This is a genomic window from Pseudomonas sp. AC229 (genome assembly GCF_979254655.1).
In genome coordinates, this window is sequence record NZ_CEEDHK010000002.1 from 40236 (window position 1) to 64600 (window position 24365).

Below are 24365 nucleotides of genomic sequence, written 5' to 3' on the forward strand. Positions count from 1 at the left end.
GTGAACCTATCAGTTCACCCAGACGCGGGCGTTGCGGAACATGCGCATCCAGGCGCCGTCTTCGTCCCACTCTTCCGGCTTCCACGAGTTCTGCACCGCACGGAACACGCGCTCCGGGTGCGGCATCATGATGGTCACGCGGCCGTCGCGGCTGGTGAGGCCGGTGATGCCACGCGGCGAACCGTTGGGGTTGGCCGGGTAGTTTTCGGTGACCTTGCCGTGGTTGTCGATAAAGCGCAGCGACACGCAGCCCGACAGATCCGCTTCCAGCAACGCCTCTTCGCTTTCGAATTCGGCATGGCCTTCACCGTGGGCGATGGCGATTGGCATACGCGAACCGGCCATGTCACGCAGGAAGATCGAGGCCGAATCCTGCACCTGCACCATCGCCACGCGCGCTTCGAATTGCTCCGAGCGGTTGCGCACGAAGTGCGGCCAGAACTCGCTGCCGGGCACCAGCTCGCGCAGGTTGGACATCATCTGGCAACCGTTGCACACGCCGAGGGTGAAGCTGTCTTTGCGCTCGAAGAACGCACTGAACGCATCGCGGGCGCGGTTGTTGAACAGCACCGATTTGGCCCAGCCTTCGCCAGCACCCAGCACGTCGCCGTAAGAGAAACCGCCGCAGGCCACCAGGCCCTTGAACTCTTCCAGGCTGACGCGGCCGGCAAGAATGTCGCTCATGTGCACGTCGATCGCGTTGAAGCCGGCGCGGTCGAAGGCAGCCGCCATTTCCACCTGACCGTTGACGCCCTGCTCGCGCAGCACTGCTACTTGCGGACGCACATTCTTCTTGATGTACGGCGCGGCGATGTCCTGGTTCACGTCGAAGCCTAGCTTCACGCTCAGGCCTGGGTTGGCTTCGTCCAGCAGCACGTCGTATTCCTGCTCGGCGCATTCGACGTTGTCGCGCAGACGCTGCACTTGATAGCTGGTCGCTGCCCACTCACGCTGCAACATGCGGCGCTCGCCGGTGAAGACCGACTCACCGTTAAAGCTGATGTTCACTTCGGCATTGTTCAGCGGCTGACCGATGACGGCCACGCAGTCGCCCAGGCCAGCAGCGCTGAACTGCGCCAACACTTCCGGGGTGGCGTCCTGGCGAACCTGGATTACCGCACCCAGTTCTTCGTTGAACAGTACGGCGGCGAGTTCTTCGCGGTTGTGCGCCACGGTGTCGAGCACGATGTTCAAGCCGCAGTGCCCGGCGAAGGCCATTTCCAGCACGCTGACCAGCACACCACCGTCGGAACGGTCGTGGTAGGCGAGCAAGCTGCCGTCGGCGTTCAGGCCCTGGATCACGGCGAAGAAGGCTTTGAGGTCTTCGGCGTCATCGACGTCCGGCGCCTGACGCGCCAATTGGCCGTATACCTGAGCAAGAATCGAGGCGCCCATGCGGTTCTGACCGCGACCGAGGTCGATCAGAATCAGGTCGGTTTCACCCTTGTCCATGCGCAGTTGCGGGGTCAGGGTTTTGCGGATATCCAGCACCGGCGCGAAGCCCGACACGATCAGCGACAGCGGCGAGGTCACGCTCTTGTCGGCGCCCTCTTCGCTCCAGCGGGTTTTCATCGACATCGAGTCTTTGCCCACCGGAATGGTGATACCCAACTCCGGGCACAGCTCCATGCCGACCGCTTTTACGGTGTCGTACAGGCGGGCGTCTTCGCCCGGGTGGCCGGCAGCGGACATCCAGTTGGCCGACAGTTTGATGTCGGACAGCTTGCCGATGCGCGCGGCCGCCAGGTTGGTCAGGGTTTCGCCAATGGCCATACGGCCCGAGGCCGGCGCGTTGAGCAGGGCCAGCGGCGTGCGCTCGCCCATGGCCATGGCTTCACCGCTGTACACGTCGAAGCTGGTGGCGGTAACGGCGCAGTCAGCCACCGGCACTTGCCACGGGCCGACCATCTGGTCGCGGGCAACCAGACCGGTAATGGTGCGGTCGCCGATGGTGATCAGGAAGCTTTTGCTGGCAACGGCCGGGTGATGCAGCACGCGCTCCACGGCTTCGCTGAGCTCGAGGCTGGCGGCGTTGAAATCGTCGCCCAGCTCGGTTTCACGGGTGGCCGAACGGTGCATACGCGGGGCTTTGCCCAGCAGCACTTCGAGTGGCATGTCGACGGCGTTGTTGCCGAAGTGGCTGTCGGCGACAGTCAGTTGCGGTTCGGCCAGGGCCTCGCCGACCACGGCAAACGGGCAACGCTCGCGCTCGCAGATGGCTTTGAAAGTTTCAAAGTCGGCGGCGTCGACGGCCAGTACGTAGCGTTCCTGGGATTCGTTGCACCAGATTTCGTGCGGGGCCATGCCCGGCTCGTCGTTCGGTACGGCGCGCAATTCGAAACGACCACCACGGCCGCCATCGTTGACCAGCTCAGGGAAGGCGTTGGACAAACCGCCCGCGCCCACGTCGTGGATAAAGCTGATGGGGTTCTTGTCGCCCAACTGCCAGCAGCGGTCGATCACTTCCTGGCAACGGCGCTCCATTTCCGGGTTTTCCCGTTGCACGGAGGCGAAGTCCAAGTCCGCCGAACTGGCGCCAGTGGCCATCGACGAAGCCGCGCCGCCGCCCAGGCCGATCAGCATGGCGGGGCCGCCGAGCACGATCAGTTTCGAGCCAACGGTAATTTCAGCTTTCTGTACGTGTTCAGCACGGATGTTGCCCATGCCGCCGGCGAGCATGATCGGCTTGTGGTAGCCGCGCACTTCTTCGCCGCGTGGCGTGGTGATGCTTTGTTCGAAGGTACGGAAATAACCGGTGAGTGCCGGACGACCGAATTCGTTGTTGAACGCGGCGCCGCCCAGCGGGCCTTCGATCATGATGTCCAGCGCGGTAACGATGCGCTCAGGCTTGCCGTACGGCGTTTCCCACGGCTGCTCGAAACCTGGAATTTGCAGGTTCGACACGGTGAAACCGGTGAGGCCCGCTTTCGGTTTGGCGCCACGGCCGGTGGCGCCTTCGTCGCGAATTTCACCGCCCGAACCGGTGGAAGCACCCGGGAACGGCGCGATGGCGGTCGGGTGGTTGTGGGTTTCCACCTTCATCAGAATATGCACCGGCTCCTGCACCGCGCCGTACTGGCGGGTTTCAGGGTTCGGGAAGAAACGCCCAGCGACCGAGCCTTCGATCACGGCGGCGTTGTCTTTATAAGCAGAGAGAACGCCTTCGCCGTGCATCTGGAAGGTGTTTTTGATCATGCCGAACAGGCTTTTTTCCTGGCTCTCGCCGTCGATATCCCAACTGGCGTTGAAGATTTTGTGACGGCAATGTTCGGAGTTGGCCTGGGCAAACATCATCAGTTCGATGTCGTGCGGGTTGCGACCCAGCTTTACAAACGCGTCGACCAAATAGTCGATTTCGTCGTCGGCCAGGGCCAAACCGAGGTCACTGTTGGCTTTTTCCAGCGCGGCGCGGCCACCGTTCAAGATGTCGACGGCGGTGAGCGGCTTGGGCTCGGCGTGGCTGAACAGACCGGCGGCGTGTTCCAGATCGCCGAGTACCAGTTGAGTCATGCGGTCGTGCAAAGAGGCGGCGATCAGCTCGGCCTCGGCGTCGCTGAATTGGCCGGCTACGTAGTAGGCGATGCCGCGTTCCAGGCGCTGGATTTTCGCCAGGCCGCAGTTGCGTGCGATGTCGCTGGCTTTACTGGACCACGGGGAAATGGTGCCGAAACGCGGCAGCACCAGGAACAGACGACCGCTTGGCTCTTGCACCGGCACACTGGGGCCGTACTTGAGCAAGCGGGCGAGCACTTTCTCTTCGTCGCCGGTCAGCAGACCGGTCACCTCGGCAAAGTGGGCAAACTCGGCGTACACCGCAGTAACGGCGGGGACTTTGGCAGTCAGCTGGTCGAGTAACTTGCCGTGGCGGAAGGCAGAAAGGGCTGGAGCGCCGCGCAGGATCAACATCTCGGGGAAAGCCTCGGGAAGGGGGATGCTTTGAGGCCGTGCATTCTAACGCAAACCTCCCGCCAAGGCACTCGCGACGGGGACCCAGTCGACAGTTTTGCGCTAGCAGAAGAGCGGCCCGGCTGTCGAGATATGGCGACTTCAGCGCTTTGCGTATACTCCGCCGATGCCTGCACACACCTCGCTGCACAAACGCCCCCAGAAATGGTTGGCGGCAGCCACACTCCTGCTGTTGCTCTGCGGCTGCAGTGAGCCTCAGCCGACAGCCCTCGAGCGCATCCAAAAGGATGGCGTGCTGCGTGTGCTCACCCGTAACAGCCCCGCGACTTACTTTCAGGACCGCAACGGCGAGACCGGTTTCGAGTACGAGCTGGTCAAGCGTTTCGCCGACGACCTGGGCGTGGAACTGAAGATCGAGACCGCCGACAACCTCGATGAAATCTTCACCCGCCTCAACCAGGAAAACGGTCCGGCGTTGGCTGCGGCCGGTCTGGTCAGCAGCAAGGGGCGGATGAATCAGGCGCGTTTTTCTCAGTCGTACCTCGAAGTCACCCCGCAGATCATCTACCGCAACGGCGAGAACCGCCCGACTCGGCCGGAAGATTTGCTCAACAAACGCATCATGGTGCTTAAAGGCAGCAGCCACGCTGAACAGCTCGCCACCCTTAAAGGCCAATACCCCGAACTGAACTACGAAGAGTCGGACGCCGTAGAAATCGTCGACCTGCTGCGCATGGTCGACGAAGGCCAAATCGACCTGACGCTGGTAGACTCCAACGAGCTGGCGATGAACCAGGTGTATTTCCCCAATGTGCGCGTGGCCTTCGACTTTGGCGATGCCAACACCCTGGGCTGGGCGCTGCCGCCGGGCACCGACGACAGCCTGCTCAAGGAAGTGAATGCCTTTCTTGAGCGGGTGAAAATCAACGGCGTGCTGCAGCGTTTGAAAGACCGTTATTACGGCCATGTGGATGTGTTGGGCTACGTCGGCGCTTACACCTTCGCCAAGCACCTGCAACAACGGTTGCCGCGTTACGAGCAGCACTTTCGCCAGAACGGCAAAACCTATGAGCTGGACTGGCGCCTGCTGGCGGCCATCGGTTATCAGGAATCGCTGTGGCAGCCCAACGCCACCTCGAAAACCGGCGTGCGTGGTCTCATGATGCTGACGCAAAACACCGCCGAGGCCATGGGCGTTTCCAACCGCCTGGACCCGAAACAGAGCATCAACGGCGGCAGCAAATATTTCGCCTCGATTCTGGAAAACCTCGCTCCCGAACTGACCGAGCCGGACCGCACCTGGTTTGCCCTGGCGGCCTACAACATCGGCATCGCCCACCTTGGCGACGCGCGCAAGCTGGCCGAAGCCGAGGGGCTGGACCCGAATAAATGGCTGAACGTGAAGACCATGCTGCCGCGCTTGTCGCAGAAGCAGTGGTACAGCAAAACCAAATACGGCTATGCCCGTGGCGGCGAAACGGTGCACTTCGTGCAGAACATTCGCCGCTACTACGACATCCTCACCTGGGTGACGCAACCGCAACTGGAAGGCGGGCAGATGGCTGAAGGCAATCTGCATATTCCCAGCATTGAAAAGCCCAAGCAGGACGGTAACGGGCCGGCGGCGCTCTAAACATTGTGCTTTGGGAATGCCGTCATCCTCGCGAACGCGGGGATGACGGATGATTGTTTTAAAGAGTTATTCGACTTTCGCCCGCCGCTGTTTGAAAAACTCACTCAACACCGCGCTGCACTCCTGCGCCAACACCCCGCCTTCCACCATCACCCGATGGTTAAGAAAGATCTGGTCGAAGAACTTACCCCGGCTCTGCACGGCGCCAGCTTTCGGCTCGGTGGCGCCGAACACCACACGGTGGATGCGCGCATGCACCAGCAACCCGGCGCACATGCTGCACGGTTCCAGCGTGACGTACAGCGTGCTGCCGGGCAGCCGGTAGTTTTCCACGGCAGCAGACGCCGCGCGGATGGCGACCATCTCGGCATGGGCGCTGGGATCAAAGGTGGTGATCGGGCAGTTGAAGCCGCGCCCGATCACTTCACCGTCCTGCACCAGCACCGCGCCCACCGGCACCTCGCCAAGGCTGGCGCCCTGCGCGGCGAGCGCCAGGGCCTCGCGCATAAAGTGCGCGTCCTGGCTGCGGTCGATGATTTGCACTTTTCTCATGCCGTACCTGATCCGTTCACTCGACGAGGATGGAAGCCATCAGCCCGGTTTCCATATGGTCGATCACGTGACAGTGGAACATCCACACGCCTGGATTATCGGCGACCAACGCCACCCGCGCATTTTCGTTCTTGCCAAGCAGATAGGTGTCGGTGAAGTACGGGATGATTTTCTTGCGGTCCGAACTCAGCACTTTGAAGCTCATGCCGTGCAGGTGAATCGGGTGTTGGTACTGGGCCATGTTGCGAAATTCGAGGATGTACGTCTGCCCCAGCTTCATTTTGGCGATGGGTCGGTCGGCGCAGGTTTTGTCGTTGATATCCCAGGCCTTGCCGTTGATTTGCCAGAACGCCGGCGCGCGGCCGTTGGTGGTGACCGACACAGCGCCCACCCACTCGAACTTGAAGTCGAGCACTTCAGCGTTGTGCAAATCCGGTTCCGGAATCGGGTTGGCCGGCAGTTGCGGCGGCCAGTCGCCAGCCACTTCGTCGCTGGGCACCGAGCGAAACGTGGCCAGGCGTACCGGGCCGTTGCGCAGCGGCAACTCAACGCCCGCCTCGGGCACTTTCAACGCCAGGCACACGCGCATACCTGGGCCGATCCAGTATTCCTTGCCGAACGGGCGCGGCTCGATCGGGTTGCCATCCAACGCATATAAACGTGCATCTGCGCCTGGCAAGTTGAGCCGGTAGGTCACGGTGTTATCGAGGTTGAAGATGCGCAACCGCACAATCTGCCCAGCCGGCAAATCGATAGTCGGCAAGTGCTCAGCGTTGATCGTCGAATAGCTGCCCGCCGTACCGCCGCGCGCTGCTTCACGGGGAATGCTGAACGGCGTGAACGCGCCTTCGGCATCGATGTGCCAGGTTTTCAAACTCAACGAACGCTCGTGCTTGAAGCCGGTCGGCTCGCGCTCTTCCACCACCAGCGGCCCGACCAGGCCGTGGCCCAATTGTTGGCTGCTCAACACATGGGGGTGGTACCAGAAATTGCCGGCGTCCTGGGTGCGGAACTGGTAGTCGAAGTACTCGCCCGGCAATACCGGCAGTTGCGACACATAGGGCACGCCGTCCATTTCCAACGGCAGGCGGATGCCATGCCAGTGAATGGTGGTGGGTTCGCTGAGTTTGTTGATAAAGCGCACCCGCAACCAATCGCCCTGACGGCTGCGCAGCTCAACGCCTGGCGCCGAACCGTTATAGGCCCAGGCCGGGGTTTTGTGACCGGCCACCAACTCCAAATCCATGGGCGCGGCGATCAACTCGTAATCATGGGTCGTGCTGCCCAGCGGCCGTCCAAGCCAATAACGTACTCCTCCGGCACCAAGGCCAACGGCGCTCAAACCGAGCAGGCCACCGAGAATTTGTCGACGTGTAAAAGACATGGGTACAGACACCTTTTGACGATAAGGGACTTCGCTGGCCCATCAGGAATTCAGGTAGTGGCCGGTCTCTGGTGGACCGGCTTCGAGAAGCGGATTGGCACGCAAGGCCGCCGCGCATTATGACCGAAGGCCGCCCTGGCCTGCATGCTTCTAATCGCGTCCTCTGTGCTGCGAGCGCAAAAGCCCGCCTGGGCAAGGCGGGCTTTTGTCAGTGGACGAAGGCCATAAAAGCCTGGCGCCGGGTTACCAGTTGTAGCTGACCTTGGCGGTGATCTCGCGGCCGGGGTTGTAGAAGTTGGCAGTACCAGAACCTACTACGTGCTGCTCATCCAGCAGGTTGCTGACGTTGAGGGCCAGGTCGGTGCCTTTATAGATTTTGTAGTTGAGGGCGGCGTCGAAGAGGGTTTCGCCGTCCGTTTTGCCGAGGTTCTCGTTAGTGAAGTTGTACGACCCTAGATAACGAGCACCGAACCCCACACTAATGTCGGTAGCAGGAATGTCGTAGTAGCTCCAGAGCGAAGCAGAATGCTTCGGCGCAGTAGCAAGTTCATTACCTTTAATCGAGACCGTTCTGCCACCTTTGTCTACCTCTCCCTTAACAACTTCGGAATCAAGGTATGAGTAACCACCAACAAGGCTAACGTTTTCGGTCAGTTCGACTTTGGCCTCTAAGTCGAGGCCCCGCGCACGAGATTCACCAACGGTTTGCTGCTCAATCAAGCCACTGTCGAGCTGGACGGCACTGGACACGTTTTCCTGATTCAAATCGTAAACAGCGGCAGAGAAAAGCGCATTCATGCCCATCGGCGCATATTTAATTCCCACTTCGTACTGCTTGCCAGTCTTTGGATCAACCCCGACTTCAGGCGGCGACACCGACTCCACCATGCTGACGTAAGTAGAAAGCTCGTCGGAAACCACGTAGGTCAATGCCGCGCGGTAAGAGGTCTTGGCAATGTCGTCTTTTTCCTCAGTAGCCGCAGTTCCGAAGTAAGCCTTCTTGCTGGACAGCTCCATGAAGTCGCGGCGCGCGCCGACAGTCACGATAAAGCGCTCGTAGAACGACAGGTTCTGCTGCAGAAAAAGCGACTTAGTTGTGGCCTCATCCTTCCCGACCAGAAAGGGCACGGCGCTTGCCGCAACACCTGTATGTACCGGGTTGGCCACATTGATGGGCCTGGCCAGCTCGTAGACCGTAGTAGCGTCTGTCGAGGAGTCGAGGTACTCGACGCCCGCCAGAGTGCTGCTATCAATATTCTCGAATCGCTGATCGTATTGCAGCATCACGTTGCCGTTGAGCTGGTGAGCATCAGTGTCTGTACCGAACTTATAACGCTGAATCGTATTGCCGACGGTAGTGGAGGGGTCGTCGTAAAGGAACACGTAGCCAAAGTCGTCGGTAAGGTCGGTGTAACGCAGATTGCTGCGCACGACAAAGCCATTGTCGAAGTCATGGGTAATGTTGCTGCTGAGGCTAGTGCGCTCAACATCGTGGAAGTTATAGCTCGGCTCGCCAAAGAACTCGTCGCGGTCGTATTCCTTGTCCAGCGGATAGCCACCGCTGTTGGGTGAGCTCTCGGTTTTCAGATGATCCAGAATCACGGTGGCCGAGGTAAATTGGGTGGGGGCCCAAGTCAGGCCACCCATTACCAATTCGTCATCGTCCTGCGAATGATCGTACTCGCGCTCGCTGTCCTGCTTCTTGGCGGTGAGGCGACCAGCCAATGTTTTGCTGTCGTTAAGAGCGTCGCCAACATCAACGCCGACTTCTTTGTGATCGAACGACCCGTACGTTACGTAACCTTGGCCGAATGAATTGAAGCGCGGCTGTTTGCTCACAAAGTTTACAGAGCCACCCGCGTCTGCCGGGCCGAACAGTGTGGAGTTGGCGCCACGGATAATCTCGATGCGCTCATAGGCAAACGGGTCTTCGCGCACGCCGCGCATTGAACTCAACGTCAAACCGTCGCGGTAGGTGGTGGCTTGGAAACCGCGAATCTGGAAATAGTCGTTGCGATCATCAGAGCCGTAGAAGTCAGTAATCACACCCGGCGTGTATTGGAGCGCTTCTTCCGTGGTGTTAACGCTGCGCTGTTCCATTTCCTTCTGCGTAACCACAGAAACAGAAGCCGGCGTGTTGAGGATGCTGGTCGCGACCTTGCCGCCTACCCACAACTCTTGTGCCACGACAGTCTGCGAATCATCGCCAGCGTCGGCATTGGCGTTGACGATGATCGGCGCAAGGCGATATGCATCGTCTTCTGTCGCCGCCGACTCCTCGGCTTTCACACCCATAGGCGCCCCGGCTAATGGCACACAAAGCATCACGGCAGCGGCCGTGCGCTGCTTGGCCGAGCGGCCGTTCACGAACCCGGTTTTGTTTTTGCGCATGCTTGCGATCCTTGATCTTCAACAACGTCAGCCGAAGGAACTCAGTGCACCGCGAGCAAAGCGGCGCCATCCCAAAATTTTCGGAAGAGATTGTATTAGAAAATAACTCGCAAATGACAAAGATACGCAAACACAAACGAGAAAATATTTGCTTGAACGAAACGCGCGTTTACGCTCCATCGATCCCGCTTAGTGATCGACCCCGCGTGCAGTCTGATATCGCTCGACAACAGTTTCGCTAGCAGCTTGCGCAGCCTGAAAAGCACGGAAAACCGCATCGACAACTTCAGCCCAAACCCCAGGGCTTGCGAGAATCGGCATTTCTTTGGCGAGGACATTGCTCAACTCGCCAGCGTTCTGCTCAATCGAACGCAGCACCCGGTCGGCCTGTTGATCCGGCATCTCTACCACTTCCTTCAACGCAGCCCGGGCTCGCATATGGCTGCGCAGGTAGCGAGACTCTTCGCGCATTTGCTCCGTCAGCGTTCGTTCGATGATGTTGGCCATGAACACAACATGCGGACCGAGGTCCGGATAGCGCCATGTAGGCGTTGCCTGCTCGGCGCCGGTGAAGGTGAAATTCGACACCACACCGTCCGGAAACGTGGTTTGCCTCGGTTCAAAAATCACATGTTCACGAACCGACTGCATAAGTGGTTTGGACACCTCGTCCAATACCCTGTCGTAACCACGGCGCTCGCCTGCATCGTCGGTGATGACAGCCGAAATGGGCAGAATCACAGGGTCCGGTATTACCCCGTCGCGTCGCAAAATGTCATTGACCAAAAAACGGTGGACCCGGCCATTGCCGTCCGCCAGGGGATGTATGTAGACAAAACCAAACGCGGCTACAGCGCTGCGCATTACCGCAGACTGCCCGGCAGTTTTAATAAGAAATGTGCGCAGACCATCTAGCATGGCGGTGACGTCTTGCGCCGCCGGCGCCACGTAATGCACCACCTCCTGATAGCGAACGGTCTCACCAACGAACACTGGCGACTGGCGAACGCCAAAGTGAGTCATGGTGGTGCGACCAAGAATTTCTCGCTGCAACTCTGCGAGCGTGGCGTCGGTTAGCGGCACCTCACCTTGGCCGGTGCGTCTGGCCATGGCGTCGGCAAAACGCTGCACTCGCCCCACCCGATCGGACTCGCCTTCTATAGCGAAGCTGGCTTTGCTTTCGCGCAGCGTCATCCATACCGCAGAGCGCATCAGCAGATCCTCACCAAATTCTGCGGTGAGCTCGCCGAACAACTGAGCCACGTCCAAACCGCAAGCAAGGCTAACGGCATCCGTTTTGACCAGAATGGGGCAGAAGACGTTGGTGCCAGGCAAGTTGTCATTCACTCGCCAGCGCTGCACCTTGACGATTTGCTCAGGAGACGCCGCTATCAGCTTCGCGGCGTCGATGGCATCGACATAGTTGCCACCTAAACGCTCGGGAATCTCCAACAGGCTGCCCGTTAACCACTCATATAGAAAGGCGGCGCGGCGCGCGTATTGGCCGGTGGGCTCAGCGTTTATCCAAGCCTGAACGAACTCAGGCCCGGTCTGTTGGAACAGCCGAGCCAAAAATTCCAGGTGGGTTATTTCGTGTCGCAGATGAAACTGCAAGTGAGCAACAGGCTCATCAGCCGGACGCATTACTTCGGTGTAGGTTTCCAGGCGAAAACCATCGCTCACCTGAGTCGCGCGTCGACCTCCCACTTGACTCAACACCGGAAGGCGAGCGAGAGGTATCACATCAAAGGCTTGAGCCAACCAGGCAGCGCCAATCGGATTCGCAGGCAGGTCGATCATCGATCCCTCTCCTGAGGAAAAAGAGTTTTCACCTGCGCAAAAGCGATAAACAGCATCGAAATTGGCGGCTAACGATTAAAGTTGCACAGAAATCGTTAAAAATCACCATATCCGCTTAAAAACGATTAATAAACTAGCGCGCCATCCATGGCAGCCAGTTAGGAGCGCATCAAGAGCGCTCGGTTATTCCCACTCAATCGTCGCTGGCGGCTTGCTCGACACGTCGTAGGTAACGCGCGAAATGCCTTCGATCTCGTTGATGATCCGGCCACTCACTGTTTCGAGCAGTTCGTAAGGCAGATGCGCCCAACGTGCGGTCATGAAGTCGATGGTTTCCACGGCCCGCAACGCCACAACCCAGGCGTAACGGCGACCATCACCGACCACGCCCACCGATTTCACCGGCTGGAATACAACGAAGGCCTGGCTGACTTTGTGGTACCAGTCGGCTTTGCGCAGTTCTTCGATAAAGATGTGGTCGGCACGGCGCAGCAGGTCGGCATATTCCTTCTTCACTTCGCCGAGAATGCGCACGCCCAGGCCCGGACCGGGGAACGGGTGGCGGTACACCATGTCGTACGGCAGGCCGAGTTCCAGGCCCAGACGGCGCACTTCGTCTTTGAACAGTTCGCGCAGCGGCTCGACCAGTTTCAGGTTCATTTCTTCCGGCAGACCGCCCACGTTGTGGTGCGACTTGATCACGTGCGCCTTGCCACTCTTGGCGCCGGCAGACTCGATCACGTCCGGGTAAATGGTGCCCTGGGCGAGGTACTTGATGTTATCGAGCTTGTTGGACTCGGCATCGAATACGTCGATAAAGGTGCGGCCGATGATTTTGCGTTTCTTCTCTGGGTCCGCTTCGCCGGCCAGGTTGTTGAGGAACTGCTCTTCGGCGTTGGCGCGAATCACTTTGACGCCCATGTTTTCAGCAAACATGGCCATCACTTGCTCGCCTTCATGCAGACGCAGCAGGCCGTTGTCGACAAATACGCAGGTCAGCTGGTCGCCAATGGCTTTGTGCAGCAGGGCAGCTACAACGGACGAATCCACACCGCCAGACAAGCCGAGCAGCACGTTGTCGGTGCCGACCTGAGCGCGAACCTGGGCGATGGCGTCTTCGGCGATTTTCGACGGCGTCCACAGCGCTTCGCACTCGCAGATGTCGAGGATAAAGCGCGACAGAATGCGGCCGCCTTGCTTGGTGTGGGTCACTTCCGGGTGGAACTGCACGCCGTAGTAACGACGGTCGTCGCTGAACATGCCGGCAATCGGGCAGCTCGGGGTGCTGGCCAGAATGTGGAAGTCTTCCGGCATTTTGGTGACCTTGTCACCGTGGCTCATCCACACATCGAGGCCGAACACGCCGTCGGCGTCGACATGGTCTTCGATGCCGTCGAGCAGGCGGCTTTTGCCGACCACATCGACACGGGCGTAACCGAATTCACGCAGCTCGGAACCTTCAACCTTGCCGCCCAATTGTTCGGCCATGGTTTGCATGCCGTAGCAAATACCGAAAACCGGCACGCCAAGATCAAACACTGCTTGCGGGCAACGGGGGCTGTTGGCGACGTGCACCGACTCCGGGCCGCCAGCGAGAATCACACCCTTGGGCGCGAATTCGCGGATCGCGTCTTCGTCCATATCGAACGGATGCAATTCGCAGTACACGCCAATCTCGCGCACACGGCGGGCGATCAGTTGGGTGTACTGAGAGCCGAAGTCGAGGATCAGGATGCGGTGGGCGTGAATATCGAGGGCCATGATTCAGTCTCGTCTAATCAATCGGTAACAGTCGTGGTTCAGAAACAACTCGGGGCTGAATAGAACAGCCCCGGTTGCTTAACGATTTGCGTGAAGGCTCAACCTACTCTGTAGTTTGGGGCTTCCTTGGTAATCTGAACGTCGTGCACGTGCGACTCGGCCATGCCCGCGCCGGTGATGCGCACGAACTCAGGCTCGGTACGCATCTGCTCGATGGTGGCGCAGCCGGTATAGCCCATGGAGGCACGCAGGCCACCCATCAGTTGATGGATGATTGCGGCCAGCGGGCCTTTGTAAGGCACGCGGCCTTCGATGCCTTCGGGAACCAGCTTTTCAGCACCAGCAGCGGAGTCTTGGAAGTAGCGGTCGGACGAGCCCTGGGTCTGCGCCATGGCGCCCAACGAGCCCATGCCACGGTAGGCCTTGTAGGAACGACCCTGGAACAGTTCAACTTCACCTGGCGCTTCTTCAGTACCGGCGAACATCGAGCCCATCATCACGCAGGACGCACCGGCAACGATGGCTTTGGACAAGTCACCGGAGAAGCGGATGCCACCGTCGGCAATCAACGGCACGCCGGTGCCTTCAAGGGCAGCGGCAACGTTGGAGACAGCGGAAATTTGCGGAACGCCAACACCAGCAACGATGCGGGTGGTGCAGATCGAGCCTGGGCCGATACCGACTTTCACCGCATCAGCGCCCGCTTCGGCCAGCGCCTTGGCGGCTGCGCCGGTGGCGATGTTGCCGCCGATAACCTGCACGTCCGGGAAGTTCTGTTTAACCCAACGCACGCGGTCGATCACGCCTTTGGAGTGACCGTGGGCGGTGTCGACCACGACTACGTCTACACCAGCAGCGACCAGAGCGGTCACGCGGTCAGCGGTGTCGGCGCCAGTGCCGACCGCCGCGCCAACGCGCAGACGACCTTGGTCATCTTTGCTGGCGAACGGGTAAGCCTTGGCTTTCTCGATGTCGTTAACGGTCATCATGCCTTTAAGGTTGAAGGCTTCGTCGACGATCAGAACGCGCTCGATGCGGTGCTTGTGCAGCAGCTCGCGGGCTTCCTGTTTGTCGGCGCCTTCACGCACGGTGACCAGACGCTCTTTAGGCGTCATCACGTCGCGGACCTTGGCATCCAGACGGCTTTCGAAACGCACGTCACGGGAAGTGACGATGCCCACCAGATCGCCGTTGTGCAGCACGGGCACACCGGAAATGTTGTTCTGGCGGGTGAGGTCGAACAGATCACGCACGGTGGCGTCGGCTTCGATGGTGATTGGATCTTTCACCACGCCGCTTTCGAAGCGCTTCACTTTGCGCACTTCGGCGGCTTGCTGCTCGATGGTCATGTTCTTGTGGATGATGCCGATGCCGCCTTCCTGCGCCATGGCAATGGCCAGACGGGATTCGGTAACGGTATCCATCGCTGCGGAAATCAGCGGAATGTTCAGTTCAATACCACGGGTCAGTCGAGTTTTGAGGCTGACGTCTTTGGGCAGAACTTCGGAATAACCTGGAATAAGAAGGACGTCGTCGAAGGTTAGAGCTTCTTGACTGATACGCAGCATGGCGGGGGCTCCCGGACGGGAAAATGGAAGCGCGCCATTATACCCACGCGGGTAGCTTGGCTCAATGCAAAAGGTGAATTAGATGAAGTAGGCTTTTCCAAAACAAACTCAACTGCTTTGCTCCCCTCTCCCGCGTGCGGGAGATGGGCAGGGGGTGAGGGCCAGCCGTCACGCAGATCAAAATCAACGGCCCCTCACCCTAGCCCTCTCCCTGAGGGAGAGGGGACCGACTGCGGTGTCACTCCCAATCCACCACCACTGCCCGCACCCCAAACCGCAACCGCTCGCCAAACTCTTCTATAAAGTAAGGCTTGAACCCCGCCTCGCCCCAGTTATTGAAAATAAACCCCAGGTTGGAAAACCCGCACGGCTGCAAAAACAAAAACCCATTGATGTCATCTTCGAACCCGCACAGCGGGCAGGTGAAGTTGTCGCTGACCTTGGGCATCCACTCGTCCAGGCTGTCGAACAGCGCCTCGCCCACTTCCTTGCGGCACTGCGGGCAGCCGGCTTCTTCGAGGAAGTTCTTCGTCGGCGTATAGATGCAGCGCTTGGTCACCACCTCCAAGCCATTCACCGGCTGGCCAAACGGCAATCGCTCGGGATGCAAAACAATGCGTCTGGCGCCAGGAGCAATGGCGTAGGCCATGCGGTTGCCGGTGCGCCCGCAGGTGCTCAGCTCGGGCTCGACAATGTTGCGCTGCACCAGCCAACGCAGCATCAACCGCGCCCGCGCTTCGTGGTTGGGAAAGGTGGAAATCTGTGGCACCAGAATGTGTTGTTGCTCAGCCATGCTCGGCCCCAAATACAAAACGACGTGCAGTTTAACAGCCCGCGCCTTTGGCTCACGGCGCGTAAGCCTCTATCATGCCCGCCATGATCAAAGACCCGTTCCAACGCCTCGGCCTTGACCGCGAAGTGCTCACCGTCAGCCAACTCAACGGCCGCGCCCGCGTGTTGCTGGAAGACGTGTTCAGCAATATCTGGGTCGAAGGAGAAATATCCAACCTGGCCAAGCCCGCGTCCGGCCATGTGTATTTCACCCTTAAAGACAGCAATGCCCAGGTGCGTTGCGCGCTGTTCCGGCAGAACGCCGCCCGCGTTCGCCAGGCCTTGCGCGATGGCTTGGCCGTTAAGGTGCGCGGCAAGGTTTCGCTGTTTGAAGGCCGCGGCGACTACCAGCTGATTCTCGACAGCGTAGAGCCGGCCGGCGACGGCGCCCTGCGTCTGGCCTTCGAGGCGTTGAAAGAAAAGCTCAGCAGCGAAGGCCTGTTCTCCGCCGAGAACAAAGTGCCCCTGCCCACTCACCCGCAACGCATCGGCATCGTCAGCTCGCCGACTGGCGCGGTTATCCGCGACATCATCAGCGTGTTCAGCCGCCGCGCGCCGCACATTCAGCTGACCCTGATCCCCACCGCCGTGCAGGGCCGCGAAGCCACCGGGCAAATTGTTCGTGCCTTGCAGCTCGCCGACCGGCGCGGCTTCGACGCCTTGATCCTGGCCCGAGGCGGCGGCTCGCTCGAAGACCTTTGGTGCTTCAACGAAGAAGTGGTAGCCCGCGCCATTGCCGCCTGCGAAACGCCGATCATCAGCGCCGTTGGCCATGAAACGGATGTATCGATCAGCGACTTCGTCGCCGACGTTCGCGCGCCCACGCCATCGGCCGCTGCGGAATTGCTGGCGCCCGACGCCAACGAGTTGGTGCAACGTTTAACCAGCCTGCACCGCCGCCTGGTGATGCGCATGCACAACCGCATCGAGCGCGAACGCCTGCGCCTGGACGGCATCAGCCGCCGCCTGCGTCACCCCGGCGAGCGCCTGCGCCAGCAAGCACAACGGCTCGACGACCTGGACATGCGCCTGCGCCGTGCCTTCGTCACGCATCGGCAAAATTGCCAGGACCGCCTGATCCGCCTCGACATGCGCCTGGCTGCGCAACACCCCGGCCGCGCACTGGCTTTATTGCGCCAACGCCTCGACGGCCTCAACGAACGCTTGCCACGCGCCATGCGTGAAGCGCTGAAAGACCGGCGCCAGCAGTTGCACAGCCAAGCGCAAACACTCAACGCCATCAGCCCGCTGGCAACGCTCGGCCGTGGCTACAGCATTTTGCTCGACGACAAAGGCCACGCCATTCGCAACGCCGCGCAAACCAAGCCCGGCCAGCGCCTCAAAGCGCGCCTGGGCGAAGGCGAGTTGGACGTGCGCGTAGAAGATAACCACCTGACCCCGGTGACCCTGTCACTGCTGGACTGACCTCCCACTCTTTATTCAGGCTTGCCCATGCGCGCTGTGCTGTTCTGCTTGTTTTGCCTCGCCCTCCCCGCCCACGCCGACAGTTACATCACGCGCCTGCTGAACAAGCCGGTGCCCGGCGGCGTGGCAGTTATCGACCTGGGCGCTGGCAACGGCACGCCAACCGCTACTTACCAAGGCAAGCCGGTGCTGGTAATCAATGAACAAGGGCAGCGCTGGCTGGCGATTGTTGGCGTGCCGCTGACCAGCAAAGCGGGCACGCAGAATGTGCTCGCCAAAGACGCCAGCGGCAACCGCACGCTGAGCTTTACCGTCGGCGCCAAGCGTTACGCCGAGCAACGCATCACCTTGAAAAACCAGCGCCAGGTCAACCCAAACCCGGCGGACCTCAAGCGCATCGAGCGCGAACTGGCCGAGCAAACCCGCGCTTACCAAACCTTCAGCCCCGGCACGCCCAGCAACCTGCTGCTCGACAAACCGGTGAACGGCCCGCTCTCCAGCCGCTTCGGCGTGCGCCGCTTTTTCAACGGCGAAGAACGCAACCCGCACTCCGGCCTCGACTTCGCGGTAGGCGCCGGCACGCCGATCAAAACCCCGGCGGCGGGCAAGGTGATTCTGATCGGCAACTATTTCTTTAACGGCAATACGGTATTTGTCGACCACGGCCAGGGCTTTATCAGCATGTTCTGCCACCTATCGAAAATCGACGTGAAGCTCGGCCAAGTGCTCGCACGCGGCGGCGTCGTGGGCAAGGTGGGCGCCACCGGCCGGGCAACCGGGCCGCATATGCACTGGAATGTCAGCTTGAATGATGTACGTGTCGACCCCGCCATTTTCATCGGCAAGTTCGAGCCGTAAGCCCAACCCAACGCCTGCACAGGACGATGCGCATGCAACAGCACTACGAAAACGCCGTGCAGTGGCTGGAACGCTTTCCTTATCTGTACAACCTGCTGGCCCTGGTGCTGCTGCTGTTTGCCGCGTGGCTGGCGAACTGGTTGATCAAGCGCGTGCTGGTGCGCGGCTTTTATCGAATGTTGCGCGCCACCCATTTGGGGCAGGACAAAGCCCTGGCGCGCTCGCACATCATTTCCCGTCTGGCCAACGTGGTGCCGGCGCTGATTCTGGCCAGCGGCATCGAGCTGATTCCCGACCTGCCCAAAGGTGTCATCACCGTCACCCGCAACGTGTGCGGCGCGTTTATTGTGTTGACCCTGGCGCTGGCCGTGAGCGGCGCACTGACGTTAGCGAACTCGTTCTACGAGCGCCGCCCCGACGCGCATCTGCGGCCGATCAAGGGTTACTTCCAGATCGTCAAAATCGCCATCTACGTGATCGCCACGGTGCTGATGATCGCCACACTGGTCGACCGCTCGCCGCTGATTCTGCTCTCCGGCCTGGGCGCCATGGCCGCCGTGCTGATTCTGATATTCCAGGACACCCTGCTCTCGCTGGTGGCCAGCGTGCAGATTTCCTCGAACGACATCGTGCGCGTCGGCGACTGGATCGAGATGCCGCAACTGAACGCCGACGGCGACGTGATCGACATTGCCCTGCACACCATCAAGGTGCAGAACTGGGACAAAACCATCACCACCATTCCCACCAAACGCTTTATCACCGACTCGTTCAAAAACTGGCGCGGCATGCAGGAGGCCGGCGGGCGGCGGATCAAGCGCAGCCTGCACCTGGACCAGAACAGCGTGCACTTTCTTAGCCCCGAGGAAATCGAGCATCTGCGTCAGTTCAAACTGCTGGCGCCGTACCTGAAAAGCAAAGAAAGCGAGCTGATGAGCTGGAACAGTCAGCTCGAGGAACCGCTGCGCGTGGCGGTGAACACCCGGCGCGTGACCAACATTGGCACCTTTCGCGCCTACGTCGAAAATTACCTGCGCCAGCACCAAGGCATCCGCCAGGACATGACCCTGCTGGTGCGTCAGATGGCGCCACTCGCCGACGGACTGCCCCTGGAGCTGTATTGCTTCACCAACACCACCGCCTGGGTGGCGTACGAGGCGATTCAGTCAGACATCTTTGACCACATGCTGGCGATTCTTCCGGAGTTTGGCTTGCGCGTGTTCCAGCACCCGAGCGGTGCGGATATGCGCGCGTACCAGGCCGCCATTAGCGAGCGGCCGGCGTCGTTGTAGCGGCCTTGGCCCGCGACCATTAAGCCCCAGGCGAACGCGACGGTGTACGCGCGCAATATTTGCCAAACAAGGACTCGTGTCGCACAAGTTTATTTCGCCAATTGGCCCGCTGCGCTACAAATCACCAAATTTTTCGCACCAGTTGCCATATTCAACCCAAGTGAATAGGGTTAACGGCATGAAAACGCCCCATACCCTCATTCTGCTGCGCCAACACGCCTGCCTGTGCCTGGTCAGTCCGCGACTGCAAAGCTGACTGCTCACCTCGCCGCGCTACGCTGTTATAGAAATCAAATATCCCGGTCGGCCACCCTCATCTGGCCACGCTTCATAAAGGAATTCGCCATGAGCATGCTCAAAAACCCGTCGCATAAATACCGCGCCTTCACGCCGATCAACATTCCCGACCGTACCTGGCCGAGCAAAGTGATCGACAAGGCGCCGATCTGGCTGAGCACCGACCTGCGCGATGGCAACCAGTCGCTTATTGAGCCGATGGATGCCGACAAGAAAATGCGCTTCTTCAAAACCCTGCTGGCCGTGGGTTTGAAGGAGATTGAAGTGGGCTTTCCGTCCGCCTCGCAAACCGACTTCGACTTCGTGCGTGAACTGATCGAAGGCGGCCATATTCCGGACGACGTGACCATTCAGGTGCTCACCCAGGCCCGCGAAGACCTGATCGAGCGCACCTTCGAATCGCTCAAAGGCGCCAAAAAAGCCATCGTTCACTACTACAACGCCTGCGCGCCGAGCTTTCGCCGCATCGTCTTCAACCAGGACAAGAACGGCGTAAAAGAAATTGCCGTGAACGCCGGCCAGATCATCAAGCGCCTGGCCGACGCAGCGCCTGAGACCCAGTGGGGTTTTGAGTACTCGCCGGAAGTGTTCAGCTCCACTGAAATCGATTTCTCGGTTGAGGTGTGCAACGCGGTGATCGCCGTGTTCCAGCCAACCCCGGCCAAGCCGCTGATTCTTAACCTGCCGGCAACCATCGAAAACGCCACGCCAAACAACTACGCCGACCAAATCGAATGGTTCTGCCGCCACGTGGATCGCCGCGACAGCGTGTTGATCAGCCTGCACACCCACAACGACCGTGGCACCGGCGTGGCCGCCACCGAGCTGGGCTTGATGGCCGGCGCCGACCGCGTAGAAGGTTGCCTGTTCGGCAACGGCGAGCGCACCGGCAACGTCTGCCTGGTGACTGTGGCGCTGAACCTGTACACCCAGGGCATCGACCCGCAGCTGGACTTCTCCGACATCGACACCGTGCGCAAGGTGGTTGAAGACTGCAACCAACTGCCCGTGCACCCGCGTCACCCGTACGTGGGCGACCTGGTGCACACCGCGTTCTCCGGCTCGCACCAGGACGCCATTCGTAAAGGTTTCGCCCAGCAGAAAGAAGGCGGCGTGTGGGAAGTGCCGTACTTGCCAATCGACCCGGCCGACATCGGCCGCAGCTACGAGGCGGTAATTCGCGTCAACAGCCAGTCGGGCAAAGGCGGAATCACCTTCCTGCTCGAACAGGAATACGGCATCAGCTTGCCGCGCCGTATGCAGATCGAATTCAGCCAGGTTGTGCAGAAAGAAACCGACCGCCTGGGCCTGGAAATGACGGCCGAGCAGATTTACAGCCTGTTGCAGAACGAATACCTGCAAGCGGCCAGCCCGTACGCCCTGAAAAGCCATCGTTTGCAGGAAGAAAACGGCATCTGCAATGTCGATGTCGACGTCAGTGTCAGCGGTGAATTGCGCCGTAAACACGGCACCGGCAAAGGGCCGCTGGAAGCGCTGGTCGCCGCCTTGCCGCAGAACCTGGAAATCATCGACTACCACGAACACGCCATCGGTGCGGGCGCCAATGCCAAAGCGGCGGCGTATATCGAAGTGCGCCTGAACGGCGGGCGTCCGGTATTTGGGGTTGGCATTGACGAAAACATCACCACCGCCAGCTTCCGCGCCTTGTTTAGCGCGCTGAACCGGGCGTTGAAGCAGGCTGAGGAAAGCTCGCAGGCGGCGTGAGTGGGTTGCGGTAGTGGGGAAAGGGCGCCTGGTGGGCGCCCTTTTTTATGGCCTTTGGAAACTGCGGAACGAAGGACGGAGGTTGCAGCCGGGGGGTGCGTCGCTGGACTTAACGACGTCCTCGCCCCCACCACCGTCACCCTCGCGCACGCGGCGGTCCGACGATTCGGGGTCCAGTATCGTTCAGGCGAACGGTGATCGATCCGAAAACCTGGATCCCGAATCGTCGGACCGCCGCCTTCGCGAGGATGACGGTGGTTTGGGCCAGGTCTACCGCCACCCAACAAAAAGCCCCGCATTTCGCGGGGCTCGTCTAATCCAGCAAAACGCCCTTACTGCCGCGCATTCAACTGCTGCTGAAGATTCTGCACCTGCGCCTGCAGCGTGCTGATGTTGCGGGTCATCTGCGCACGGAAGGCGTCGAATTCGCTGGTGTTGGCACTCGCCGCAGCCGGGCGGTTTTCCTGTTCGCTTTTCAGCACCAGCAAATCCTGCTCAAGCCGGCCGATGGCGACATTCGGATTGCCCTGTTTTTTCAACGCGTCAATGTCAGCGCCGAGGCTTTTGAGCTGGGCGTCGATCTTGCTGGTGTCACCCTGCGCCGCTTTCAGCGCGGCCTGGTCGCTGGCCACGGTTTTCAGTTTGCTGTCGAACTGCGCGGTGGCGTCTTGCTGGGTTTTCAGGTCGGCGGCGACTTGCTCTACGCGCCTGCTCTGATCGCCCTGCTTGCTGTTCAAGGTTTGCAGTTGCTTGGTCAAGTCGGCGACTTTGCTTTCCAGCCCTTTGACCTGCAAGCGCAAGGCTTCGCTGCCGCTGGTGACGTTGGACTCCGTGGCCACCACCTTGCCGGAAATATCCTGAATACGCCCGGCGGCATCTTCGCTGATGCGGGCGAAGCTTTCTTGCGTGGCTACCAGTTGCTGGCTCATCAGCTCGATTTGCTGATGGCTCCACCAGCCCAAACCGCCAAACGCGATCATCAGGGCGGCGACCAATGTCCACAGCGGCGCCGTGCTAGGGCCTTTGGCTTTGGCGGGCGGGCTTATATAGCCACGGTCCAGCGGCGCATGGCGGGCGTGGTCGTGGTGGTCGGCGGGAAAGTCGTGGTCGCGTGCGTCAGTGGTCAGGCTGGGAACGTTGTCCAGTTCATCGAGAGCGTCGTTACGCATGGGTCAACCTTTTGGGCACGCAGTGAATAATTGGAGCGACAGGGCGCGCAGTATACCGAGCGCAGCGGTGGTGCCCAATGGGGCATAACGCACCGCCGCCGCGCATGTAAAGCGCCTGAGACACCCATCGACCGCCTGCGGGGCGCGCAGTTCCTGGTTTTGTGAACTGGTACAGCATTTGCTATGACCCTGATGCTCGCCAACGAGCGGCGGATAACCCCGCGCCAGATCGGCCCAAGCCGGCAAACGCGCGGGTTATTCAGTCCGGAAAACACTGCCCGACCAGCACACGTTTTCACACCCAGGCTCCGCTTCGGCCTTGGGTTAACGGGGGAGAAATCGAATGGAACTGACTAAATCTGTACTCGATTGCATGCAAACACTGCGGCGCCGACTGCGGCAGGAACAACAGGTGGACGTGCGCCTCAGCCAGCCCGACGCCATCATGTGCATGCTGGTGGCCTGCGCGGCGTCCGATAACGAACAAACCCGCGAAATGGGCCACACGCTCAGTGAGCTGACCGACATCCGGCTCGCCCCGCCGGCACTCAGCGAAGCCGAACTGATCGCCAAGTACACGCGCTACGCCGGCCCGCTACGAGGCTGACGGAACGCGCTTAGCGAGCGCCTTCGCCGACCACTTTCCACCAAGTGCAAAACTCATCAAGCGCGGTCCAGATCGGGGTCTGGGGCGCGTAGTCGAGTTCGCGTCGGGCGCGGCTGATGTCCAGGGAAAAGTCTTTCGACATCACCGCCACCCCCAGGCGAAACAGGTTCGGCTGCGGCCGACCGGGCAGCAGTTTGCACACGGTTTCATTCACCGTAGCGGCGGCGTAGGCCAGGCCAACGGGCACGTGTTTGGTCACGGGCGGCAGGTCGAGCTGGCGTAACACGTAATTGACCACATCCCACAGCGGCACCGGTTCGCCGTTGCTGATGTTGTAGACCTTGCCCAACGCCGGCCCGCCTGCCAGCAGGCTGCTGAACAGCGCCTCGTTGAGGTTGTGCATGCTGGTGAAGTCGACGCGATTGAGGCCATTGCCGATGATTGCCAGGCGGCCTTTGCGCTGCATTTCGATCAAGCGGGGAAAGATGCTGGTGTCGCCAGCACCAGTGACGAAGCGGGGACGCAGGGCGATCACTTCCAGGCCGAATTCCTGCGCCGCCATCACTTCCTGTTCGGCGATGAATTTGGTCTCCCCGTAATGGTCGACGAACTTCTTCGGCACCTGCTCTTCGGTCAGGCCCACATGGGATTTGCCGTCGAAGTACACCGAGGGCGACGACAGGTGCACCAGGCGCCGCACCTTCTGCCCGAGACAGGCTTCGATCACGTTCTGGGTCAGCACCACGTTGCCGTTGTAGAAGTGCTCACGCCGCCCCCAGGTGCCAACCGCGCCGGCGCAGTGCACCACCATGTCAACGTCGTGGCAGAGGCTGCGCACCAGGCTTGGGTCGCTGAGGTCGCCTTGCACAAACTCGGCGCCACGCTTGATCAGGTGTTCCACTGCTTCCGGGCGCCGGCCGTTGATTCGCACCGCCAACCCTTGCTCCAACGCAAAGCGGGCGAAGCGTCCGCCGATAAAGCCACTCGCCCCGGTCACCAGAATCTTCATTCTCCCACCGCCCTGTTTTTTCTAATGGGCGTGACTGTAGCAAGCACAGCGGACCGGCGCTGTGACCTGCAGAGCCAAGATTCTGGCTTGGCACCTGCCTGGCGCACCTGATCAACAGGGGCATCAAGCTGTGCGGCCGTTCCTGAGTTCCGCGCGC

General features: G+C 60.3%; 16 protein-coding genes. 6 read left to right on the forward strand and 10 right to left on the reverse strand.

Features of this window, described 5'->3' with window-relative positions; all coding sequences use genetic code 11:
- Positions 1 to 9: 9 nt before the first annotated feature.
- Positions 10 to 3906, reverse strand: coding sequence for a phosphoribosylformylglycinamidine synthase (purL, locus tag AC0IW7_RS02875; RefSeq protein WP_471815637.1), 3897 nt, complete (start codon positions 3904 to 3906; stop codon positions 10 to 12).
- Between the two features lie 166 nt (positions 3907 to 4072).
- Between purL and mltF the strand changes: the two genes are divergently transcribed.
- Positions 4073 to 5539, forward strand: coding sequence for a membrane-bound lytic murein transglycosylase MltF (mltF, locus tag AC0IW7_RS02880; protein ID WP_471815638.1), 1467 nt, complete (start codon positions 4073 to 4075; stop codon positions 5537 to 5539).
- A 66-nt stretch (positions 5540 to 5605) separates the two neighbouring features.
- Here the strand turns inward: mltF and tadA are convergent, their stop codons facing one another.
- The 7 genes from tadA to AC0IW7_RS02915 form a co-directional block, all read right to left on the reverse strand.
- A complete protein-coding gene (tadA, locus tag AC0IW7_RS02885; RefSeq protein ID WP_471815639.1) occupies positions 5606 to 6091 on the reverse strand; it encodes a tRNA adenosine(34) deaminase TadA in 486 nt (161 codons plus the stop codon).
- 16 nt (positions 6092 to 6107) lie between these two features.
- Positions 6108 to 7475 (reverse strand): multicopper oxidase family protein, encoded by a 1368-nt coding sequence (locus tag AC0IW7_RS02890; RefSeq protein WP_471815640.1) that lies wholly within the window; start codon positions 7473 to 7475, stop codon positions 6108 to 6110.
- 243 nt (positions 7476 to 7718) lie between these two features.
- Positions 7719 to 9770 carry a TonB-dependent siderophore receptor gene (locus AC0IW7_RS02895; RefSeq protein WP_471816098.1) on the reverse strand — a complete coding sequence of 684 codons (2052 nt, stop codon included), beginning with the start codon at positions 9768 to 9770 and terminating at the stop codon, positions 7719 to 7721.
- A 285-nt stretch (positions 9771 to 10055) separates the two neighbouring features.
- Positions 10056 to 11666, reverse strand: a complete 1611-nt coding sequence (locus AC0IW7_RS02900) for a Fic family protein (RefSeq protein WP_471815641.1) — start codon at positions 11664 to 11666, stop codon at positions 10056 to 10058.
- A 183-nt stretch (positions 11667 to 11849) separates the two neighbouring features.
- Positions 11850 to 13427, reverse strand: a complete 1578-nt coding sequence (gene guaA / locus AC0IW7_RS02905; RefSeq protein ID WP_471815642.1) for a glutamine-hydrolyzing GMP synthase — start codon at positions 13425 to 13427, stop codon at positions 11850 to 11852.
- Positions 13428 to 13525: 98 nt separating this feature from the next.
- Positions 13526 to 14995 carry an IMP dehydrogenase gene (guaB, locus tag AC0IW7_RS02910; protein WP_463381875.1) on the reverse strand — a complete coding sequence of 490 codons (1470 nt, stop codon included), beginning with the start codon at positions 14993 to 14995 and terminating at the stop codon, positions 13526 to 13528.
- A 238-nt stretch (positions 14996 to 15233) separates the two neighbouring features.
- Positions 15234 to 15788 carry a sugar ABC transporter ATPase gene (locus tag AC0IW7_RS02915; protein WP_471815643.1) on the reverse strand — a complete coding sequence of 185 codons (555 nt, stop codon included), beginning with the start codon at positions 15786 to 15788 and terminating at the stop codon, positions 15234 to 15236.
- Positions 15789 to 15871: 83 nt separating this feature from the next.
- Here AC0IW7_RS02915 and xseA point away from each other — a divergent pair, with 83 nt between their 5' ends.
- From xseA to leuA, 4 genes are all read left to right on the forward strand, one after another.
- Positions 15872 to 17251 carry an exodeoxyribonuclease VII large subunit gene (gene xseA, locus AC0IW7_RS02920; protein ID WP_471816100.1) on the forward strand — a complete coding sequence of 460 codons (1380 nt, stop codon included), beginning with the start codon at positions 15872 to 15874 and terminating at the stop codon, positions 17249 to 17251.
- Between the two features lie 27 nt (positions 17252 to 17278).
- Positions 17279 to 18109, forward strand: a complete 831-nt coding sequence (locus tag AC0IW7_RS02925) for a peptidoglycan DD-metalloendopeptidase family protein (protein WP_471815644.1) — start codon at positions 17279 to 17281, stop codon at positions 18107 to 18109.
- Between the two features lie 32 nt (positions 18110 to 18141).
- Positions 18142 to 19401 carry a mechanosensitive ion channel family protein gene (locus AC0IW7_RS02930; protein ID WP_471815645.1) on the forward strand — a complete coding sequence of 420 codons (1260 nt, stop codon included), beginning with the start codon at positions 18142 to 18144 and terminating at the stop codon, positions 19399 to 19401.
- 345 nt (positions 19402 to 19746) lie between these two features.
- Positions 19747 to 21423, forward strand: a complete 1677-nt coding sequence (gene leuA / locus AC0IW7_RS02935; RefSeq protein WP_471815646.1) for a 2-isopropylmalate synthase — start codon at positions 19747 to 19749, stop codon at positions 21421 to 21423.
- A gap of 332 nt (positions 21424 to 21755) precedes the next feature.
- Here the strand turns inward: leuA and AC0IW7_RS02940 are convergent, their stop codons facing one another.
- Positions 21756 to 22592 carry an ATPase gene (locus tag AC0IW7_RS02940; RefSeq protein WP_471815647.1) on the reverse strand — a complete coding sequence of 279 codons (837 nt, stop codon included), beginning with the start codon at positions 22590 to 22592 and terminating at the stop codon, positions 21756 to 21758.
- 343 nt (positions 22593 to 22935) lie between these two features.
- On the opposite strand from AC0IW7_RS02940, the gene AC0IW7_RS02945 reads away from it, so the two are divergent.
- Complete coding sequence (locus AC0IW7_RS02945; protein WP_122492787.1) at positions 22936 to 23199, forward strand: hypothetical protein; 264 nt, start codon at positions 22936 to 22938, stop codon at positions 23197 to 23199.
- A 10-nt stretch (positions 23200 to 23209) separates the two neighbouring features.
- Here the strand turns inward: AC0IW7_RS02945 and AC0IW7_RS02950 are convergent, their stop codons facing one another.
- Entirely contained in the window at positions 23210 to 24208 is a 999-nt protein-coding gene (locus AC0IW7_RS02950) for an NAD-dependent epimerase/dehydratase family protein (protein WP_471815648.1), read from the reverse strand.
- Positions 24209 to 24365 lie beyond the last annotated feature (157 nt).

Bases quoted from the DNA above. Each gene is read 5' to 3' on its own strand.
- purL (WP_471815637.1), bottom strand. From the start codon at position 3,906: ATGTTGATCCTGCGCGGCGCTCCAGCCCTTTCTGCCTTCCGCCACGGC.
- AC0IW7_RS02890 (WP_471815640.1), bottom strand. From the start codon at position 7,475: ATGTCTTTTACACGTCGACAAATTCTCGGTGGCCTGCTCGGTTTGAGC.
- AC0IW7_RS02930 (WP_471815645.1), top strand. From the start codon at position 18,142: ATGCAACAGCACTACGAAAACGCCGTGCAGTGGCTGGAACGCTTTCCT.
- AC0IW7_RS02945 (WP_122492787.1), top strand. From the start codon at position 22,936: ATGGAACTGACTAAATCTGTACTCGATTGCATGCAAACACTGCGGCGC.
- AC0IW7_RS02940 (WP_471815647.1), bottom strand. From the start codon at position 22,592: ATGCGTAACGACGCTCTCGATGAACTGGACAACGTTCCCAGCCTGACC.
- xseA (WP_471816100.1), top strand. From the start codon at position 15,872: ATGATCAAAGACCCGTTCCAACGCCTCGGCCTTGACCGCGAAGTGCTC.
- AC0IW7_RS02900 (WP_471815641.1), bottom strand. From the start codon at position 11,666: ATGATCGACCTGCCTGCGAATCCGATTGGCGCTGCCTGGTTGGCTCAA.
- tadA (WP_471815639.1), bottom strand. From the start codon at position 6,091: ATGAGAAAAGTGCAAATCATCGACCGCAGCCAGGACGCGCACTTTATG.
- AC0IW7_RS02950 (WP_471815648.1), bottom strand. From the start codon at position 24,208: ATGAAGATTCTGGTGACCGGGGCGAGTGGCTTTATCGGCGGACGCTTC.
- AC0IW7_RS02915 (WP_471815643.1), bottom strand. From the start codon at position 15,788: ATGGCTGAGCAACAACACATTCTGGTGCCACAGATTTCCACCTTTCCC.
- leuA (WP_471815646.1), top strand. From the start codon at position 19,747: ATGAGCATGCTCAAAAACCCGTCGCATAAATACCGCGCCTTCACGCCG.
- AC0IW7_RS02895 (WP_471816098.1), bottom strand. From the start codon at position 9,770: ATGGGTGTGAAAGCCGAGGAGTCGGCGGCGACAGAAGACGATGCATAT.
- mltF (WP_471815638.1), top strand. From the start codon at position 4,073: ATGCCTGCACACACCTCGCTGCACAAACGCCCCCAGAAATGGTTGGCG.
- guaB (WP_463381875.1), bottom strand. From the start codon at position 14,995: ATGCTGCGTATCAGTCAAGAAGCTCTAACCTTCGACGACGTCCTTCTT.
- AC0IW7_RS02925 (WP_471815644.1), top strand. From the start codon at position 17,279: ATGCGCGCTGTGCTGTTCTGCTTGTTTTGCCTCGCCCTCCCCGCCCAC.
- guaA (WP_471815642.1), bottom strand. From the start codon at position 13,427: ATGGCCCTCGATATTCACGCCCACCGCATCCTGATCCTCGACTTCGGC.